At 38.9% G+C, this 19,118-nt stretch carries 18 protein-coding genes and 1 riboswitch; all 18 genes read left to right on the top strand.

The window, feature by feature from the left end; translation table 11 throughout:
- Positions 1-324: 324 nt before the first annotated feature.
- Positions 325-1,185 carry a pirin family protein gene (locus CD001_RS23970; protein ID WP_096190090.1) on the top strand — a complete coding sequence of 287 codons (861 nt, stop codon included), beginning with the start codon at positions 325-327 and terminating at the stop codon, positions 1,183-1,185.
- A 109-nt stretch (positions 1,186-1,294) separates the two neighbouring features.
- On the top strand, positions 1,295-1,456 hold the full coding sequence (locus tag CD001_RS26630) for a hypothetical protein (protein WP_179298884.1): 162 nt from the start codon (positions 1,295-1,297) through the stop codon (positions 1,454-1,456).
- 183 nt (positions 1,457-1,639) lie between these two features.
- Positions 1,640-1,996 (top strand): arsenate reductase family protein, encoded by a 357-nt coding sequence (locus CD001_RS23965; RefSeq protein ID WP_096190089.1) that lies wholly within the window; start codon positions 1,640-1,642, stop codon positions 1,994-1,996.
- Positions 1,997-2,186: 190 nt separating this feature from the next.
- The gene (gcvH, locus tag CD001_RS23960) at positions 2,187-2,570 is read left to right on the top strand and encodes a glycine cleavage system protein GcvH (protein ID WP_096190088.1); all 384 of its coding nucleotides are present in this window, start codon (positions 2,187-2,189) and stop codon (positions 2,568-2,570) included.
- A gap of 377 nt (positions 2,571-2,947) precedes the next feature.
- Positions 2,948-3,301, top strand: a complete 354-nt coding sequence (locus tag CD001_RS23955) for a DUF2553 family protein (protein WP_096190087.1) — start codon at positions 2,948-2,950, stop codon at positions 3,299-3,301.
- 524 nt (positions 3,302-3,825) lie between these two features.
- Positions 3,826-5,094 (top strand): MFS transporter, encoded by a 1,269-nt coding sequence (locus tag CD001_RS23950; RefSeq protein WP_096190086.1) that lies wholly within the window; start codon positions 3,826-3,828, stop codon positions 5,092-5,094.
- 61 nt (positions 5,095-5,155) lie between these two features.
- A complete protein-coding gene (locus tag CD001_RS23945) occupies positions 5,156-5,506 on the top strand; it encodes an SCP2 sterol-binding domain-containing protein (RefSeq protein ID WP_096190085.1) in 351 nt (116 codons plus the stop codon).
- A gap of 67 nt (positions 5,507-5,573) precedes the next feature.
- Positions 5,574-5,679, top strand: a riboswitch (SAM riboswitch).
- Positions 5,680-5,816: 137 nt separating this feature from the next.
- Positions 5,817-6,842, top strand: a complete 1,026-nt coding sequence (locus CD001_RS23940; RefSeq protein ID WP_096190084.1) for a methionine ABC transporter ATP-binding protein — start codon at positions 5,817-5,819, stop codon at positions 6,840-6,842.
- 4 nt (positions 6,843-6,846) lie between these two features.
- Complete coding sequence (locus tag CD001_RS23935; protein WP_306454116.1) at positions 6,847-7,521, top strand: methionine ABC transporter permease; 675 nt, start codon at positions 6,847-6,849, stop codon at positions 7,519-7,521.
- 19 nt (positions 7,522-7,540) lie between these two features.
- The gene (locus CD001_RS23930; RefSeq protein WP_096190083.1) at positions 7,541-8,368 is read left to right on the top strand and encodes a MetQ/NlpA family ABC transporter substrate-binding protein; all 828 of its coding nucleotides are present in this window, start codon (positions 7,541-7,543) and stop codon (positions 8,366-8,368) included.
- Positions 8,369-9,019: 651 nt separating this feature from the next.
- Positions 9,020-10,279, top strand: a complete 1,260-nt coding sequence (gene ltrA, locus CD001_RS23925; RefSeq protein WP_096186737.1) for a group II intron reverse transcriptase/maturase — start codon at positions 9,020-9,022, stop codon at positions 10,277-10,279.
- Between the two features lie 368 nt (positions 10,280-10,647).
- Positions 10,648-11,013, top strand: coding sequence for a carboxymuconolactone decarboxylase family protein (locus tag CD001_RS23920; protein WP_096190082.1), 366 nt, complete (start codon positions 10,648-10,650; stop codon positions 11,011-11,013).
- A gap of 330 nt (positions 11,014-11,343) precedes the next feature.
- Positions 11,344-11,484 (top strand): hypothetical protein, encoded by a 141-nt coding sequence (locus tag CD001_RS26625; RefSeq protein WP_179298534.1) that lies wholly within the window; start codon positions 11,344-11,346, stop codon positions 11,482-11,484.
- Between the two features lie 723 nt (positions 11,485-12,207).
- Complete coding sequence (gene sufC, locus CD001_RS23915) at positions 12,208-12,990, top strand: Fe-S cluster assembly ATPase SufC (protein ID WP_096190081.1); 783 nt, start codon at positions 12,208-12,210, stop codon at positions 12,988-12,990.
- A gap of 28 nt (positions 12,991-13,018) precedes the next feature.
- A complete protein-coding gene (gene sufD / locus CD001_RS23910) occupies positions 13,019-14,329 on the top strand; it encodes a Fe-S cluster assembly protein SufD (protein ID WP_096190080.1) in 1,311 nt (436 codons plus the stop codon).
- Positions 14,329-15,552, top strand: coding sequence for a cysteine desulfurase (locus CD001_RS23905; RefSeq protein ID WP_096190079.1), 1,224 nt, complete (start codon positions 14,329-14,331; stop codon positions 15,550-15,552). Before sufD ends, CD001_RS23905 begins: the two co-directional genes overlap by 1 nt.
- Positions 15,539-15,973 carry a Fe-S cluster assembly sulfur transfer protein SufU gene (sufU, locus tag CD001_RS23900; protein WP_096190078.1) on the top strand — a complete coding sequence of 145 codons (435 nt, stop codon included), beginning with the start codon at positions 15,539-15,541 and terminating at the stop codon, positions 15,971-15,973. Before CD001_RS23905 ends, sufU begins: the two co-directional genes overlap by 14 nt.
- Positions 15,974-16,156: 183 nt before the next feature.
- Positions 16,157-17,554 (top strand): Fe-S cluster assembly protein SufB, encoded by a 1,398-nt coding sequence (sufB, locus tag CD001_RS23895; protein WP_096190077.1) that lies wholly within the window; start codon positions 16,157-16,159, stop codon positions 17,552-17,554.
- The last annotated feature ends 1,564 nt before the right edge of the window (positions 17,555-19,118 follow it).

Genomic DNA, 19,118 nt, shown 5'->3' with positions numbered 1-19,118 from the left:
AAACGGCTATTACGTGTCAGGTATTTATATAGGGTTGATTGTTCAAAAAAAACTCGCTTGCACTCAAAAGCATATGTGAGACATCAACTCTGCACTTCGTTCGTAGGCCTTCTTTGCCGCGGGCAAGTCGGAAATGACTCTCACCAACGATGAGGGCCACCCTTATTAACTTGGGGTTGTCCGATCCTCGTTCATTTAAGCGTATTTTTTGTACTATTAAATCGGAGTTGGTACATTATAGGAGAGTGTTCAAAAAGTCTGTTGAATGTTCTTTATTCAATTTGAACATAGATGAATAAATTCAATATGAAAGGAGTGCAGTTTATGGCGAGATTTCAGAGAGAAGTGACAAAATCATGGACGGTGCAATATGAAGAAATGTCCTTTCCTGCTGTACAAAAGGGGTGGGTATTACCACCTGACAACTGGAAACTCATGGATCCATTCATTTTATTAGCGGAGGACTGGTTTAAACGAGGAACGTTTTCAGATCATCCACACCGTGGTTTTCAAACATTAACATATGTGATTGATGGTCGTCTTGAACATATTGATAATCAAGGAGGACACGGTATTTTAGAAGCTGGCGACGTTCAATACATGAATGCGGGTAAAGGCGCAAGACATGGAGAAGAAGCTGTTGATCAAGACATTGCACATACACTCCAACTCTGGCTTAACTTGCCGGACAAGTTAAGAACGACTGACGCAAGTTATCAAGATGTGTATCTTGAGGATGTTCCGGTTAAAGAATTTGAAGGTGGCCACTTAAGAGTCTACGGTGGGAATCTGCATGGTCTTGAAGGACCGCTACAATCACTCGTGCCTATTACATTAACTGAAGTTTCTTTAGCAAAAGGAGCATCATTCACTCATCATCTCCCAGAAAATTATAACGGATTTATTTACATGTTATCAGGGGACGTAACTGTTGGGAAAAATGAAGTTCAGCTTAAGAAAACAGGGGTTGGCCACCTTTCATATAAGCGAGATGGCAACGAAGGCATGGAGAGTGACCTTTCGATCCGAGCAAATGCGAAATCAAAAGCACTCATTTATTCTGGAAAGCCAATAAAGGAAGAGATCATTGCTCATGGACCTTTTGTAATGGGAACGATGGAAGAAATTAAACAAGCGTATGCTGATTTTCGTGAAGGGAAGTTTGGTCCTCCAGCTATAAACTAATCTTTCATTATGGGAATAAGTGGGAAATTCATCAGCGGCTTATGTCCTGATTGATGAGGTACATAATAATCATGATGTTATGTAAGTTCATGAATAGGAGGACGATTAAATGAAAAAGCCGAAAAATGAATTTATGCTAAATGAGCGGATTGAGGCTGTTGAAGAGTTTTCAAAAGAGTTAACAGGCGATGTCAACAACCCTCTAGTAGAAGCATACGAAACATTATCTGAGCATGATACAGAAGCAAAAAATCAAAAAAGCAGAAAATGAGAATAAGTCTTATCCCCCTTTTGTTTAGGGGGGAGCAAAAAGTCCGGGAAAAGTAGGGCTCGTCCTAGTTCAGAGGTTTGGAGACGTTTTTCATCGAACTACTCGAGTCTTTTTGTTCTCTTTTTGAACTTATGTTTAAATAGAAAATGAAAGGTTATGATGGATAAAAAGAGGAGGAGAAACATGGCTGTAAAATTATATCAATACCCGAAATGTGGGACGTGTAGAAAAGCGAAAAAATGGTTAGATGATCACGGCATTGCCTATGAAGATATTCATATCGTTGACACCCCCCCTTCTAAAGCTGAATTGAAGGACCTTTATCATAAGAGCGGTTTAGAATTGAAAAAATTTTTTAATACGAGTGGTAAAAAGTATCGTGAGCTCGGATTAAAAGATAAGGTGAAATCTACGTCTGATGAGGAATTATTGGAGATCCTCTCTACAGACGGTATGTTAATAAAACGCCCAATTGTTACAGACGGTGATAAAGTGACTGTCGGTTTCAATGAGGAAACGTTTGAATCAACTTGGGCGTAAGCCTTTTCATATAATATGGTTGCCGATTACGAACAAGATGTAATATAGTTAGAAGTGAAGGTTTGTTTGAGAATGTTTGCATGTTTGCGAACAATCTCATTTATGTTTTGAACTGATGTACATATGTATTTTCGCTAAACAGTTCAAGTTTGATCAATGGTTTGAGAAATGAAGATGGAGGGAAGTAAAAATGAACTTACCAAAGGATTTTAAGTATTCAGAAGAACATGAGTGGGTAAAAGTTGAAGGGGACAAAATTCGTATCGGGATTACAGATTTTGCACAATCAGAACTTGGTGATATCGTATTCGTCGAACTACCTGAAGTAGGTGACGAAATTGAAGCTGATGAACCATTTGGGAGCGTTGAATCTGTAAAAACAGTTTCTGAGCTCTATGCTCCAATTAGCGGAAAAGTCGTTGAAATTAATGAAGAGCTTGAAGATTCTCCTGAGTTTGTAAACGAATCTCCATACGAAAAAGCATGGATGATTATCGTAAAACCTTCTGATGCTTCAGAAGTGGACAACCTTATGACGGCTGAAAAATATGAAGAAATGATTAGTGAAGACTAATGTGTAAAAAGCAAAGGGCTTGTGACCTTTGCTTTTTTTAATCGTTTAGGAAACTATAGATTTAGATCTTGTGGATAAGTTCTCGAAATAGTTGTTACGTCTAGCTCAGCGCCTACTCGCTCGAGGTCACTTCACCCTGTCAATCGAAGTCTAAGATCGGACTTCTTCTTTCCAGGCCTCCAGTGCTTGCTCCTGCGGTTACTCGTCGCAGGTAAAGAGTGTCGCTCGTGTGCAAGGCGCTTGCGCTTTTGTTTTTGGTTTATTAGGCCAGTGAGATTAATCTCCGCAAATGTGACTGAGGCATCCGTATATGAAAATTCTTCTACACATAGTTTTTGTACGTTTTCTTACCCTATAGGATAAGAGGGGGGAAAACGATGGCAAACAAGCGAAACAACGAAGTAAATGGTCAGGAAGTTTATCATCAAATGGGTGATAATGTGAACCACCCGACAGTTGATGAAAGCCTTGTTAACGATGCAACTAAACACGAGTCAAAGTCACGAATTGAAGTAACGGATCAAGTGAAACGTCAAGAAGAAGAGAGTGGAGAAACGAATTTTTATTTAGGCGATGAAAAAATCGGTAAGATGAAACAAGCTGGTCAAACGTATCAATATGAAATGGCTGAAGGTTTTGAATTTGATAATGAAAAGTTTTATAAAAAAGATGCTAAAAAACAACCTCAGCCTCAATCATATGTAGAAGGTTGCGATATGGGCTGGTGCTAAAACATGGGAGGATGCTCCCGTGTTTTTTTAGTAACTAGTTCGATATTTCAGTTGAATGGTTTAGAATGGGGAATTTATGTATGTCAATTCATGATATCTCTTTATCATGCATGAATTGAAGCCTATACAAATGGAGCAGGATCAGTTGAACCTGCTTTATAAATGTAACGTTCAAAAGTAGAGGAAAAAAGAAGAGACTCGAAAACAAAAGGTCAGATAAGTTGCACTCCTCCCCACCTCCATACACTTCTACATACACCTCCACAAAAATGAATAGCCAAGCGTTTATTCAAAAAAAACAACGCATAAAAATTAACGTTCTCCGTAAAGTCTGCATAGACAAAATGTGAAATTGAAAAAAATTCCCTAAATTCAAAAAACACTTCCCTAAATTCACTTCTTAGGCTATGATTGAAATTTAGAGAGTCGAAATACATATTGGTGAACAAACACGAACAATATGATGGCACAAATGAAAGATAATTCGACATTATTCGGGAAGTGCCTGGCACTTGGAGGGTAGAATGGTTGGTGAATGGGCTGAACAATTTAAAGGGTATAACAAAAATGTGCGCCTCTTTTTAATTAGCTCCATACTTGCTCACATTGGTATGGGGATTTTTATGATCATTTATAACTATTACATTCGTGAATTAGGTTATGATGATCAAGTGAATGGGAGTGTTATTGCCTTTCAGTCAATGGCAACAGCACTTTTATTGCTGCCCGCTGGGATATTGAGCGATCGTATTGGCAGAAAGAAGCTCATTTTTGTTGGTGCAATCCTTGCTGCTTCAAGTTTACTTTTTAGAGCAGTATTATCAATGGAAGTACTTCTTCTTGGTACGGCATTTATGACCGGAATGTTTATGGCATTTATTCAAGTATCGTCGATTCCTCTACTTGCTGAAAACTCAACTGAAAAGCAAAGAGTCCACCTTTTTAGCTTTAATTTTGCGATTATTATGGTTGCAAATGTAATAGGGAATACGCTCGGAGGAACATTAAGTGACTTTTTTCAATATATAGTCGGACTTAGCGCACTTTGGAGTATACGCCTTGCACTATTAATTGGAGCAGGATTCTTTTTTGCTGCACTCATACCGATTTATAAAATAAAGGAAGAACGTAAAATAACGAGTAAGGCAGGGCATGACCGCTCGATTAAAAAGCTATTCAAAACCCATAAACGAGGGATAAAGATCATCTTGATGTTTGCAGTTGCTCAAATATTAATTGGGTTTGGCTCAGGACTTGTCATTCCGTATTTAAACTTATACTTTGTCGACCGGTTTGATATCTCTCATTCATTAGTTGGTATTATTATCTCAGCGGGGCAAGGAATGACAGCGGTGGCTCTTCTAATTGGTCCTGCTGTTGTAAAGAAGGTTGGTGAAGTGAGAGCTGTCGTGCTGCTCCAGTTTCTGTCAATCCCGTTTTTACTTATAACTGCATTTACAGAAAACATTTATTGGGCTGTATTCGGCTTCTTGTTCCGTCAAGCCTTAATGAATGCTGGAAACCCTATTCAAATGTCATTAATGATGCGTAGTGTCGATGATTCAATTAAAGGTCTTGCCAATTCAGTTGGCCAAGCGGTATTTCAACTTGGCTGGGCTGTAATGGGGCCCGTATCGACAACAATTGTGATGGTGTATGGCGCTTATTCAGGTTATGCAATTGTCTTTTCGATAACCGGTGTTCTTTATATCATTGGAACGGTTTATTTCTTCTTCGCTTTTCGTAAGCCCCTGCTGCAACAAGAAAGTCCATCAAGAACTGTGTCAGGTTAACAGGAAAATGATAGTAAATGTGGAATGAATATAATAATAAAGGAAAAAAGGCGGCGGTTTGATGGAAAAGCTTTTACTTGGATTAGTTAAACAATTACACAATACGAGTACGATTAAGCCATTACTGAAAACAAACGTAACGGTTCGGTTAAAAAATGATATTGAAGAGTGGCTATTAATTGTTGACGGAGGAGACCTGAAAATTGAAAAGGCGTTTCAGGGAAATAGTGATGTGACAATCGAAGGTGACGAAGAGATTATTCATCAATTATTGACTGGTCATGATTTTCTATTATCATTGAAAAAGAGAGATGAACTAAATGTAACAGGGAAATTAAAAGATTTATTATTATTGGAATCATTATTTTATCTCCCTAATATTGGGAATTCATTATGTGAGGAAAATAGTTGACAGTTTTTTTGGACAATGATATGATGCTATTTAACTGATTTAATGAACTAAATAATAAAAACATATTCTCTTATCCAGAGAGGCGGAGGGACTGGCCCGATGAAGCCCGGCAACCACCATGAAACATGGAAGGTGCCAATTCCAACAAAGCATCTTGCTTTGAAAGATGAGAGAGAGGTTTTTCATATTGAAAACCTTTCTGCTCATCAGGGTGAGCTGAAAGGTTTTTTGTTTTTATCATATAATAGAAAGGTTCATTAACCTTGTAATCATATCAGATTAGTAGATATAGAAAGAGAGGCAATTTCGAATGATCTCGTTATCGAAGTTAAAGAAAACCTTCAACACGAGGGACGGACAAGTGACAGCTGTAGATAATATTGATTTGATGATCGAAAGAGGAGAAATTTTCGGTGTCATTGGATATAGCGGTGCAGGTAAGAGTACATTAATTCGTTTACTGAACATGCTTGAAACGCCAACATCTGGTGAAGTGACAGTTGCCGGAAAAAATATGAATACTCTTTCGAAGAAAGACTTACGAATCGCTAGACAAGATATCGGGATGATTTTTCAGCATTTTAATTTGTTGTGGTCTCGAACGGTTGCAGAAAACATTGCGTACCCGTTAGAAATAAAAAAAATTCCAAAAGAAGAAAGAACAAAACGAGTAAATGAATTAATTGAACTTGTAGGCTTATCCGGGCGCGGCGGGTCATACCCTTCACAGTTAAGCGGGGGGCAAAAACAACGAGTTGGAATTGCGAGGGCTTTAGCGAATAACCCTAAAGTTTTGCTATGTGATGAAGCAACGTCAGCACTCGATCCAAAGACGACTGATTCAATATTAGATCTGCTCGTTGATATTAATGAAAAGTTAGGTTTAACTATCGTTTTAATTACTCATGAAATGCATGTTATTCGAAAAATATGTCATCGTGTCGCTGTGATGGAAGGCGGCCAAGTCGTTGAAAAAGGAAATGTCCTCGATATTTTCAAACGTCCAAAAGAAAAGATGACGAAAGAATTTGTTAAACAGGTGACAGAACCAGAAGAAACAGAAGAGGCGATCCGTCACTTGTTTTCTGAAGACGGTATGAGTACAATCCTTCAGCTAACGTTTGTCGGAGGAGATGCAAAAAAGCCATTAATTAATAATTTGATCAAATCCTTCAATGTCACAGTAAATATTCTTCAAGGGAAGATTAGTCAAACACAAAGTGGGCCTTACGGGTCGTTGTTTATTAGTGTTGACGGAGACAAAGGAGAGCTTGATAAGGTAAAGGCTTATATTCGAGAGCAAGATGTTGAAGTGGAGGTGATCCACGGTGACTAATTATATAGTAGGAAATCTCCTTCTCTTCCCAAATGTTAACTGGGAGCGAATGTGGGAAGCAACATTAGAAACACTTTACATGTCTGTTGTTGCCTTAATCTTTACGTTTGTCATCGGTATTGTATTAGGTTTACTTCTCTTTTTAACTGATAAAGGGAACATGTTAGAAAACAAAGTCGTAAATGCTGTCATTGCAGCTTATGTAAATATTTCACGTTCGATTCCGTTTATTATTTTAATTGTCTTGTTAATTCCTTTTACAATTGCAGTATTGCAGACGTTTTTAGGACCTACAGCGGCACTGCCCGCGTTAATTATCGGATCTGCACCATTTTATGCAAGGCTTGTTGAAATCGCTCTTCGTGAAATTGATAAAGGAGTCATTGAAGCTTCAAAAGCTATGGGATCAACAAACTGGCAAATCATCTATAAAGTGTTATTGCCTGAATCGATGCCAGCACTTGTATCTGGTATTACTGTAACATCGATCGCACTTGTCAGCTATACAGCGATGGCAGGGGTCATCGGAGCAGGAGGACTTGGAGACCTTGCTTTTCGTGAAGGATTTCAGCGACGAAATACAGATATTACATTAATGGCAACAATGATTATATTAGCAATCGTTTTTATACTCCAATTCATTGGTGATCGTTTAACGACTAAATTAGATAAAAGATAAAAAATAGGGGGTAATCATTATGAAAAAAATCGTATTAGGTTTAGGTACAATTGCATTATCTTTAGGAGTATTAACAGCTTGTGGCGGAGCTGAAGGAAGTGGAGATGCAGATGAAACGTTAACGGTCGGAGCATCGAACGTTCCTCATGCAGAAATTTTAGAGTATGTACAACCTCTTCTTGAAGAGGAAGGTATTACGTTAGAAATCGAATCATTCAATGATTATATTTTACCAAATGAAGCATTAGATTTAGGAGAACTTGATGCTAACTATTTTCAACATGTTCCTTATTTAGAATCTCAAATTGAAGAGAACGGCTATGATTTTGTAAATGCTGGCGGTATTCATATTGAACCGATCGGAGTATATTCACAAGAATATGCGAGCCTAGATGAGCTTCCTGACGGATCGACGATTCTAATGAGTGACTCTCCAGCTGACCATGGCCGCATTTTAACTATGCTTGAGGATGAAGGATTAATTACTTTGGCTGAAGGTGTAGGAATTAATGCTAGCCTTGATGACATCGAAGAAAATCCAAGAAATTTTGATTTCCAAGCTAACGTTGAAGCTGCTTTATTGCCAACTGCTTATGAAAACAACCAAGCAGAGGCAATCTTAATCAATTCAAACTATGCACTAGACGCAGGATTAAATCCGCTAGAAGATGCGATTGCAACAGAATCTGCTGACTTTGATAACCCATATGTAAATGTTATTGCGGTGCGTAGTGGTGATGAAGAAGATGGCCGTATTTTAAAACTGATTGAAGTTTTACGATCAGAACAGGTACGTGACTTTATTCTTGAAGAATACGATAACGCCGTTGTTCCTGTAACAGAATAGGGTCGTGCCTTGTCACATTTGTTAGAACGAATCATATGATATAAATTAAAACCAATCAAGTCGCAGCGGTCTGGCTAAGCCAGGTCGTTGCGGCTTTTTAGTGCGCCCAGCATGGGTGTAATCTATAGGGTGAAAGTCCCGAACCACGAAGGCAGAAGTAGTGGTTAGCCAAACGCAAGGGTGTCCATGGTGACGTGGAATCTGAAGGAAGCGAGCGGCAGACCTCCGGTCTGAGGAACACGAACTTCATATGAGGCTAGGTATCACTGGATGAGTTTGCTAAACAAAACAAAGTCCGTTCTGCCGAAGGTGGTACAGAGTAAATGAAGCAGATAGGTGGAGGGAAAGATTGCACTCTTACCTGGGGAGGCCTGGCTGTAACGCCAAGCTCACTTGGTAACCTATTTAGTGATAAATAGCTGAACAGTCAGGAGTCAGCAGAGGCCATAGTACTTTGAATGATCTAGAGATTTAAGGGAAGGGCCGAATCATTTAAGAAGAATTAGCGCTTGGCGTACGTATTACTCAATGAAGCAGAAACATATAATCCTTCCTAATGGAGGACGTGGTGAATCCCACAGGGGACATAAGAAGGGCTGAGAGTAATACCACACAAGAAGATGATCTAATTCACGTAGGAGATTGATAAGAATGTTGGAACGAGTTCTATCACGGCAAAATTTAAATCGCGCACTCGAAAGAGTGGAGCGTAATAAAGGAAGTCACGGTGTAGATGGGATGAACGTACAAAACCTACGACCTTATCTTCATGAACACTGGGCATCCCTGCGAGCTCAGCTCGAAAGTGGTACCTATCAACCTCAACCTGTTCGCCGAGTCGAAATCCCGAAACCGAGCGGAGGTAAGAGGAAATTAGGAATCCCGACTGTGATAGACCGTTTCATACAACAGGCTATTGCACAAACACTGAGTGAGGTTTATGACCCAACATTCTCCACCAAAAGTTTTGGGTTCCGACCAGACAAACGTGCTCACGACGCTGTTCGACAAGCTAGGGGGTATATTAAAGAGGGTTGTCGCTGGGTCGTGGACATTGACCTAGAGAAATTCTTCGATAAGGTAAACCATGATAGATTAATGAGAACAATAAGTTATCGAGTGGATGACCCCATACTACTTAGGTTGATACGTAGGTATCTTCAATCTGGTGTGATGGAGAAAGGCCTTGTCAGTCCTAATACTGAAGGGACTCCGCAAGGAGGACCGCTTAGTCCCCTCCTGTCTAACATTGTTCTAGACGAACTTGACAAGGAACTGGAGGAAAGAGGTCTTGCCTTCGTACGCTATGCCGACGATTGTAATATCTACGTCCGCTCTAGAAGAGCAGGTGAACGGATAATGGAAAGTATTACAACGTTTATTGAGAAGAAACTCAAACTGAAGGTGAACAAAGAGAAGAGTGCAGTAGACCGACCATGGAGAAGAACATTCCTAGGCTTCACTTTCACCAACAACATTAAACAACCGAAAATTAGAGTATCCAAGCAAAGTATTCAACGTTTTAAACTGAGAATACGAAAACTCACCTCGAGGAAATGGTCAATTTCTATGGGGGATAGGATAGAGAAAATCAACCGCTATCTGATCGGTTGGATGGGCTATTATCAACTAGCCGAAACTACCTCAGTCTTTAAAAGGATTGATGGTTGGCTTCGAAGAAGGTTGAGGATGATTCGATGGAAAGAGTGGAAGAAGATTAAAACGAAACAAAAGAATCTTAGGAAGCAAGGAATCAATGAACAACAGGCATGGGAGTGGGCTAATTCTAGACTAGGATACTGGCGTATAGCTAAAAGTCCTATATTAGATAGAGCCCTTGATAACCGATATTGGAATAATCAAGGGCTTAAAAGTCTACTTTTGAGATATCAATCGTTACGTTGGACTTAAATGAAACCGCCGTGTACCGAACGGTACGCACGGTGGTGTGAGAGGTCGGGGGTTAGTCACCCCCTCCTACTCGATTTATATTCTTTGTAAAACACAGGCTATGCCTGTGTGAAAGTAGAGAAAGAGACAGTCGCGCAGTACCTTCCATCGTTTGATGACAACATTGTATGCGCTACGTCATTTATTATCTTAAATGGTCGATACAAATGAAATCTCAATTTATGGTGGAAATAATTAAAAGATATACATAACGATCAAAAAGGTGCGGAAATTAACGGATAGAGGTTAAATTAAAAAGTACATAATTATAATGAAAGTACTTATAATATTAGGTGTGATTAGTTCTGGATAAAAAAGGAGTGGAGTAGATGGAGCATCAACCAATGACACCCATACAACAGGCATTATATGATTATAAAGCAGGATTAGGTCTTTTTACGAAGCAGATGCCTGAAATCGCTCATAAATACGCTGAATTTACAGAATCCTGCTTTGCAGAAGGTGCATTATCAGCAAAAGAAAAGCAATTGATTGCTTTAGGAATGAGTCTGAACGCACAAGATGAATACTGTATTATTTATCATACGAAAGGGTGCTTAGACCAAGGCTGCAGTAAGGAAGAAATATTAGAAGCTGTTTCAGTATCAGGAGCCTTCGGTGGAGGAGCTTCGATGAGTCAAGCTTTTACTCTCGTTGAGGAATGCTTGCAAGAATTAGGTGGACATACTCATTAAATAAAAAATTGGAATCAAAATGGAAATTCAACTTTCAAAATTAGAGGATATCGTTGCAATTTGTGGTTATTGTATCTATGAAGCTGTTGAAAACGTGAGAAGAAGTTGATCCTTCATATATGATGTACTTTGATATTTAATCAAATTTGGGAGATTTTCTTCCAAATGGTATGATAGATCACGTAAACAAAATGATTGAAACTTTACAATTGAACTCATTGAAAATTGTGTTTAGGAAAGTTGTGAGGTTTTCATCCAAAACATTTGAAAGGATCGTGATTAATTATCCATCAGATTCAGACGAATTACACGACTGAGATGGAAAAGGCAATGTACCAGTCATACGGAATGGGGTATGAAGAGTACAACCGAAATTTGAAGAATCGAATGAAAGTTGAAGCTGAAAGAGAACGTGATCATCGACAATCAGTTGCAATTGTTTCAGAGCACCAACGACAAATACATGCATAATAAACGAATGTGATCGGATATAACAAAAAAAGACCGTGGGGAGAACTTCACCCTTTCGGTCTCTTTTTATACTATTATAATTGACCTAAAATGCGCAATGCGATTAATATTCATTCTCAATTAGGTTGGGAATTACCTTCTGTATTGAGAATGGTTAACCCTCTGTTATGACTTGGTTTATATGATTTATGGAAAAGGCGAATAATTTTACCAACACGTAAAAAAAACTATCGTGGAATAAAGAAAATAATGACTATACATAAATCAAATGTAGCGATTCGTTTTCGCTCGATGTGTCTACATTCAGCAGCGCTATATATCACGTACTTGTGATGACATCGACCCTCGAAAAGCTCCTTCAGACGTTTTTGTTTCCTTCGGTCCAGCAGGCTCGTCGCGGGAAATAGTATAGCGATTTGTTCACGGCTTTTACGCTTCATTGAAAAGGTTCTTAATAAGCAAATGCTGCTTAGCCAGCCCACCATTATACTTTAGTACAAGTTTTAATGACAAAAACTTTAGTTGTAGTTATCGTCCATAGGTTTTAAATTTTGATAGTATAAAAAAGGAAAACGAAAAGAATCTTCCGTTTTCCTTGAACTCACTTTTCATTTGATATAAGATTGTAATGAGAATAGATTGAGAATGGAAAGGACATCCACTAACTTCAATCTTACCACGTTTGTTTTCAAACATGCAAAAAAATAAATGGAGGTAGTAACTATGACAGCACCTAACTTAAAGGTAGAAGATCTTCATGTGTCTATTGAAGATAAAGAAATCTTAAAAGGATTTGGAATCGAAGTTAAAGGCGGAGAAATTCACGCTATTATGGGGCCAAACGGAACAGGTAAATCTACACTTGCTTCTGCGTTAATGGGGCACCCTAAATATGAAGTAACAAGCGGAAACGCTAGTTTTAATGGAGAAGACTTATTTGAAATGGAAGTGGATGAAAGAGCACGTGCTGGGCTTTTCCTAGCGATGCAATATCCAAGTGAAGTAAGCGGAGTAACAAATGCTGATTTCATCCGTTCAGCTATAAATGCAAAACGCGAAGAAGGCGATGAAATTTCGTTAATGAAATTTATTCGTAAAATGGATGAGAAAATGAACACACTAGATATGGATGACTCCTTCCAGCATCGTTATTTAAATGAAGGGTTCTCTGGTGGTGAGAAGAAGCGTAACGAAATTCTTCAATTGTTAATGTTAGATCCGAAAATTGCGATCCTTGATGAAATTGATTCAGGTTTAGATATTGATGCATTAAAAGTTGTTGCAAAAGGAATCAACGAACTGCGCAGCGATGACTTTGGCTGTTTAATTATTACGCACTACCAGCGTTTGCTAAATTACATTGAGCCAGACTTTGTTCACGTTATGATGCAAGGTCGTATTGTTAAATCTGGAGGACCAGAATTAGCTCAACGTTTAGAAGCTGAAGGTTATGACTGGATTAAGGAAGAGCTAGGAATTGAAGATGAAACAGTAGGTCAAGAATAATCGCGGTTTTAATTGAGGAGGAATGAAGATGACAGCGGAAACAACAAATTTTCCAGTGGATCAGAATCACGTAACGAGCTTCTCTAAAGACCGCAATGAACCAGAATGGTTGTCAAACTTACGTGTTTCGTCTTTAGAGAAAGCGGAAAACTTAGAATTACCGAAGCCAGATAAAACAAACATTTCGAAGTGGAACTTCACTTCATTTGACTTACATGCAAATGTTACGAGTAACGGAGACTTTGACAGTTTATCAGATGTTGTCAGAAGTCTTGTCGGTGAAGAAGGAAAGGTACAATCCTTAATTTCTCAAAAAAATGGAGTAACGACGTACAAGAAAGTCCAAGAAGACTTAGCAAATCAAGGTGTTATTTTTACTGATTTGGAAACAGCAGTAAAAGATCATAGCGACCTTGTTGAAAAATACTTTATGCATGAAGCGGTATTAGCAGATGAAAACCGTTTGACAGCTCTCCATGCTGCATTAGTAAATGGTGGAACATTCCTATACGTTCCGAAAAATGTTGAAGTTGAAGTGCCATTACAAGCTGTTTATGTACAAGAAGGAAGTTTCGGGCTGTTCAACCATGTCTTAATCATAGCTGAAGAGAATAGTTCCGTTACTTATATTGAAAACTATTTAACAGAAGGTCATTCAACTGAAACCGTTGCGAATATCGTTGCAGAAGTGTATGCAGCTGACGGCGCTCGTGTAAATTTTGGTGCAGTTGATAATTTATCTGAGAAAGTAACAACATATGTGAATCGCCGTGCACAAGTAAATGGCCGAGATGCACAAGTTTATTGGTCCTTAGGACAAATGAATGATGGGAACACCGTATCAGAGAATACAACGTATCTTGTAGGAGAGGGATCTTATGCAGATACAAAAACGGTTTCGATCGGACGTGGAAGTCAAACGCAAAACTTCACGACAAATATTATCCATTGGGGAAAAAATTCTGATGGTCAAATTTTGAAACACGGTGTTATGAGAGAAAGTGCAAGCTCTATCTTTAATGGAATTTCTAAAATTGAGCATGGTGCAACTAAAGCGAATGGAGAACAAACAGAGCGCGTTCTTATGTTAAGTGAAAAAGCTCGTGGAGATGCAAATCCGATTCTCCTTATCGACGAAGACGATGTAACGGCTGGCCACGCAGCGTCCGTCGGTAAAATAGACCCTATTCAAATGTTCTATCTCATGAGTCGAGGGATTTCTCGACGTGAAGCAGAGCGCTTAATCATTCACGGGTTCCTAGCTCCAGTTGTGAATGAACTGCCAATTGAATCGGTAAAAGAACGGTTAATTGAGGTAATAGAAAGGAAAGTATACTAATGAATGTTCAAGAAGTCCGTAAAATGTTCCCGATTTTGGATCAACAGGTGAACGGCCGTTCTTTAGTGTATCTTGACAGTGCAGCGACTTCTCAAAAACCAGCGAAAGTCATTGAAAAAGTAGAAGACTATTACCGTCGCTATAACTCAAATGTACATCGCGGGGTGCATACGTTAGGAACACTTGCAACAGACGGTTATGAAGGTGCTCGTGAAAAAGTACGTTCATTCATCGGTGCGAAAAGTACTGAAGAGATTATCTTTACACGTGGAACAACAACAGCGATCAATTTGGTTGCATCTAGTTACGGGCGAGCGAATTTGGGGCCAGATGATGAAATCGTCATTACTCCAATGGAGCATCATAGTAACATTATTCCTTGGCAGCAAGTTGCTCGTGCAACAGGTGCTACGTTAAAATATATTCCATTAAAAGAAGATGGAACGATTGATATAAAAGATGTTGAAAAAACAGTATCTGAAAAAACAAAGATTGTCTCAGTTATGCACGTTTCAAATGTTCTAGGATCGATTAATCCAATTAAAGATATTACGAAAGTGGCTCATAAACATGGAGCTGTCATGGTCGTTGATGGGGCGCAAAGTGCTCCTCATATGAGTGTTAATGTTCAAGACCTTGATTGTGATTTCTACGCTTTTTCTGCACATAAAATGTGCGGTCCTACTGGAATCGGTGTTCTCTATGGGAAGAAAGAACACCTTGAAAAAATGGAGCCAATTGAATTTGGCGGTGAAATGATTGATTTTGTAGGCTTATATGAATCAACATGGAAAGAGCTGCCGTGGAAGTTCGAAGGTGGTACTCCTATTATTGCAGGTGCGATTGGGTTAGGTGCTGCGATCGACTTTTTAAATGAGATTGGGATGGAAAATATTTTAGAACATGAGCATAAGTTAGTACAGTACGCGATTTCTCGTATAGAAGAAATTGAAGGAGTAACTGTATACGGACCGAATAAGCGTGCAGGTGTTCTTACTTTTAACTGTGATGATGTTCATCCTCATGATGTGGCTACTGTTTTAGATGCAGAAGGTGTTGCTGTAAGAGCTGGGCACCATTGTGCACAGCCATTAATGAAATGGCTCGAAGTCACGGCAACGGCAAGAGCAAGTTTTTATTTATATAATACAGAAGAAGATGTTGATGCATTTGTAAATGCATTAATAAAAACAAAGGAGTATTTCGGAGATGTCTTTGGGTAATCAACTCGACACATTGTATCGTCAGGTGATCATGGATCATTATAAAAATCCGCGTAATCGTGGAGAGCTTGAAGGCGAGACGTTAAATATTAATATGAACAACCCAACATGCGGCGACCGTATACAACTTCAAATGCAAGTGGAAGACGGGAAAATCGCCGATGCAAAATTTGTTGGCGAGGGATGCTCCATTAGTTTGTCATCTGCTTCAATGATGACGCAAGCTGTAAAAGGGTTACTAGTTGAAGATGCTCTTAAGCTTTCCGAAATCTTTTCAAATATGATGCTAGGGAAGGATTTTGATGAAGGGGACTTCGACTTAGGTGATATCGAAGCCTTACAAGGAGTTTCGAAATTCCCTGCACGGATTAAATGCGCAACGTTAGCTTGGAAAGCGATGGAAAAAGGTCTGAAAGAATAGTCGATTTTTATTAGATTAAGATGATGCAGTCACCTTGGTTTTTACTACCGTGTTATTGTACAATGAAGGTATAGATCTTTTAGCCATAGAAGACTTCCCTTTATGGCTGTGACCAAGATTGGCGGAAGTTTTAGTTAGCGTATTGTGCTTGTTACGTTTAGAAATTTTAAGGGAGGGTTTTTCATGGCAAAGAAAATGCCAGAGATCGGCGAATATAAATACGGGTTTTCCGATAAAGATGTTTCGATTTTCCGTTCGAAAAAAGGCTTAACAAAGGAAATCGTTGAGGAAATTTCCCGTATGAAGGAAGAGCCGCAATGGATGTTAGATTTTCGTTTGAAATCACTTGAACAGTTTTATAAAATGCCAATGCCTCAATGGGGCGGAGATTTATCAGAATTGAACTTCGATGATATTACGTATTACGTTAAACCATCAGAGAAGTCTGAGCGTTCTTGGGATGAAGTTCCTGAGGAAATTAAAAACACATTCGATAAACTTGGGATTCCTGAAGCAGAGCAAAAGTATCTTGCAGGTGTTTCTGCACAGTATGAATCTGAAGTTGTGTATCATAATATGCAAGAAGACCTTGAAGAGCAAGGGATCATCTTTAAAGATACAGATACAGCTTTAAAAGAAGATGAAGAGATCTTCAGAAAGCACTTCGGCACAGTAATCCCGCCATCTGATAACAAATTTGCAGCATTGAACTCTGCGGTTTGGTCAGGCGGATCATTCATCTATGTACCGAAAGGCGTAAAAACAGACACTCCTTTACAAGCTTACTTCCGTATTAACTCTGAAAATATGGGACAGTTTGAACGTACGTTAATCATTGCAGATGAAGACAGTTCTGTACATTACGTTGAAGGGTGTACTGCACCGGTTTATACGACGAATTCGTTACACAGTGCCGTCGTTGAAATTATCGTCAAAAAAGACGCTTACTGCCGTTATACGACGATTCAAAACTGGGCGCCTAACGTATTTAACCTCGTTACGAAGCGTGCTGTCGCTGAAGAAAATGCGACGATGGAATGGGTTGACGGAAACATCGGCTCTAAGCTGACGATGAAATATCCTGCAATCATTATGAAAGGGCGTGGTGCTCGCGGTAATGTTTTATCAATTGCAATCGCTGGTAAAGGACAGCACCAGGATGCAGGAGCAAAGGCACACCACTTAGCACCAGATTGCTCGTCAACAATCGTTTCTAAGTCTATTTCTAAACAAGGCGGTAAAGTAACGTATCGTGGAATTTGTCACTTCGGACGTAAATCTCAAGGTTCAAAATCGAAAATTGAATGTGACACGTTAATTATGGATAACGAGTCAACGTCAGATACAATTCCTTACAACGAGATTTTCAATAACGACATTACCCTTGAGCATGAAGCGACGGTTTCTAAAGTGTCAGAAGAACAATTATTCTACCTTATGAGCCGTGGTGTTTCTGAACAAGAAGCGACAGAAATGATCGTGATGGGCTTTATTGAACCATTTACGAAAGAACTACCAATGGAATATGCGGTAGAGATGAACCGACTAATCAAGTTCGAGATGGAAGGTTCAATCGGATAAAGTTCAAAAACCCTTGGTATAACAACGATTATGCCAAGGGCTTTTTTAGTTTCTTCGAGTGGTGTAGAAGGCGAACTTTTTGAGTTCGTCTTCTTCTATTTCTAGCTCCTCAGCGGTTCCCCTATGAATAAAGCTGTGATGTGCCTCGTTTTTTCAGGTTTTTAGGATGTTTTTTGAAGAACTCCTCGTTTATTCCTGAAAAAATTGAGTTTATTCGTGAAATTTTTCGTTTTATTTGCGAAAAATCAGCTTTTATCCTGTAAAAAACCGATCTTATCCGCTAACTAAAATAATTCTAAATAAATCCTGTTTAACCTCACCGAAACTTCTCTCATATAAATCATTCTAAAACGCTAAAAATCGTGCTTAAACAACATCGGGTATCTTCAACAGATTTGCGTCGAAGCGTTGCTAGTAGAGAAAGTGGCAGCACCGTGCTACTACCTCTGGAAGTATAATTGAAGAAGAGTATGCTTTGAAGCAGCTCGTAACATAACTCAGAGAAGAATCGCTCGTTGCTCCTGCGATTACTCGTCGCAGACTGCGTGCTTCTTCCTCTGCAAGATTAATCGAAGAAGAGAATGCGTCGAAGCAGCTCGTAGAGAAATCAGCGAAGAATCGCTCGTTGCTCCTGCGATTACTCGTCGCAGAAAAACAATGCTCCTGCGATTACTCGTCGCAGACTGCGTGCTTCTTCCTCTGCAAGATTAATCGAAGAAGAGAATGCGTCGAAGCAGCTCGTAGAGAAATCAGCGAAGAATCGCTCGTTGCTCCTGCGGTTACTCGTCGCAGAAAAACAATGCTCCTGCGGTTACTCGTCGCAGAAAAACAATGCTCCTGCGGTTACTCGTCGCAGATTTCGTGCTTTACCTTATGTAAGAAAAATCTGAGATGAACCTGCGTCCAAGCAGCTCTGCACACGTAAAGAGTGTCGGCGATAACTGAGCGAGCCTTGTTATTCTGATTTAGACATTTACGAAATGGGATACGCTTTTTCAACATCTTTTTCATAGTTTTACAAAGTTTAAAGTTGGTCCGAATACGAAAGTCCTCGAAGCTTCCTGTTTTAGTATTTACTACAAATTTAATCCAACAAAAAAAGACTATAAGATTAATTCTCCTCTCAGTTAATTGAGTGAAAAGGCCCCATGTTTTTTAGTAATTTTCAGTATATTAACATTCAGTTTACAAGTTTTTCGATTGAAACAGTAGTGAAATACAATGTATTATTTATAACCCCCAAAGGTGAGTAAACTTTGTCGATTATTTGTAATGTAAGTTATTGGTGGGAGGTGAAACCTTTGGAATAAGCGATTGTCAAGATATTTCAACTTAAATACATTTAACCAAAAGAACAAAATGCTAAGGATTACTATGCTCTGAATAGTTGAGAAACGTCATTATTACGAAATATAATAACTTCTTGCAAAAAACGATTTGTGATCTAAATCCAGATTGAATTCAAATTAAATCATATTTGTAAGAAATGAGAATGCATGCATTAAAATTCATTTATTTACATAATAATTCGCGATTTCGTAATTTGTGGTTATTATTTTCTCAT

The organism is Evansella halocellulosilytica, from assembly GCF_002335745.1.
GTDB classification, from domain to species: domain Bacteria; phylum Bacillota; class Bacilli; order Bacillales; family Salisediminibacteriaceae; genus Bacillus_CA; species Bacillus_CA halocellulosilytica.
Note: the sequence above shows the minus strand (reverse complement) of the source record. Positions and strands in the feature narration are given on the sequence as shown.

Coding starts and splice junctions, on each gene's coding strand:
- CD001_RS23970 (WP_096190090.1), top strand. CDS start 325: ATGGCGAGATTTCAGAGAGAAGTGACAAAATCATGGACGGTGCAATAT.
- CD001_RS26630 (WP_179298884.1), top strand. CDS start 1,295: ATGAAAAAGCCGAAAAATGAATTTATGCTAAATGAGCGGATTGAGGCT.
- CD001_RS23965 (WP_096190089.1), top strand. CDS start 1,640: ATGGCTGTAAAATTATATCAATACCCGAAATGTGGGACGTGTAGAAAA.
- gcvH (WP_096190088.1), top strand. CDS start 2,187: ATGAACTTACCAAAGGATTTTAAGTATTCAGAAGAACATGAGTGGGTA.
- CD001_RS23955 (WP_096190087.1), top strand. CDS start 2,948: ATGGCAAACAAGCGAAACAACGAAGTAAATGGTCAGGAAGTTTATCAT.
- CD001_RS23950 (WP_096190086.1), top strand. CDS start 3,826: ATGGTTGGTGAATGGGCTGAACAATTTAAAGGGTATAACAAAAATGTG.
- CD001_RS23945 (WP_096190085.1), top strand. CDS start 5,156: ATGGAAAAGCTTTTACTTGGATTAGTTAAACAATTACACAATACGAGT.
- CD001_RS23940 (WP_096190084.1), top strand. CDS start 5,817: ATGATCTCGTTATCGAAGTTAAAGAAAACCTTCAACACGAGGGACGGA.
- CD001_RS23930 (WP_096190083.1), top strand. CDS start 7,541: ATGAAAAAAATCGTATTAGGTTTAGGTACAATTGCATTATCTTTAGGA.
- ltrA (WP_096186737.1), top strand. CDS start 9,020: ATGTTGGAACGAGTTCTATCACGGCAAAATTTAAATCGCGCACTCGAA.
- CD001_RS23920 (WP_096190082.1), top strand. CDS start 10,648: ATGGAGCATCAACCAATGACACCCATACAACAGGCATTATATGATTAT.
- CD001_RS26625 (WP_179298534.1), top strand. CDS start 11,344: ATGTACCAGTCATACGGAATGGGGTATGAAGAGTACAACCGAAATTTG.
- sufC (WP_096190081.1), top strand. CDS start 12,208: ATGACAGCACCTAACTTAAAGGTAGAAGATCTTCATGTGTCTATTGAA.
- sufD (WP_096190080.1), top strand. CDS start 13,019: ATGACAGCGGAAACAACAAATTTTCCAGTGGATCAGAATCACGTAACG.
- CD001_RS23905 (WP_096190079.1), top strand. CDS start 14,329: ATGAATGTTCAAGAAGTCCGTAAAATGTTCCCGATTTTGGATCAACAG.
- sufU (WP_096190078.1), top strand. CDS start 15,539: ATGTCTTTGGGTAATCAACTCGACACATTGTATCGTCAGGTGATCATG.
- sufB (WP_096190077.1), top strand. CDS start 16,157: ATGGCAAAGAAAATGCCAGAGATCGGCGAATATAAATACGGGTTTTCC.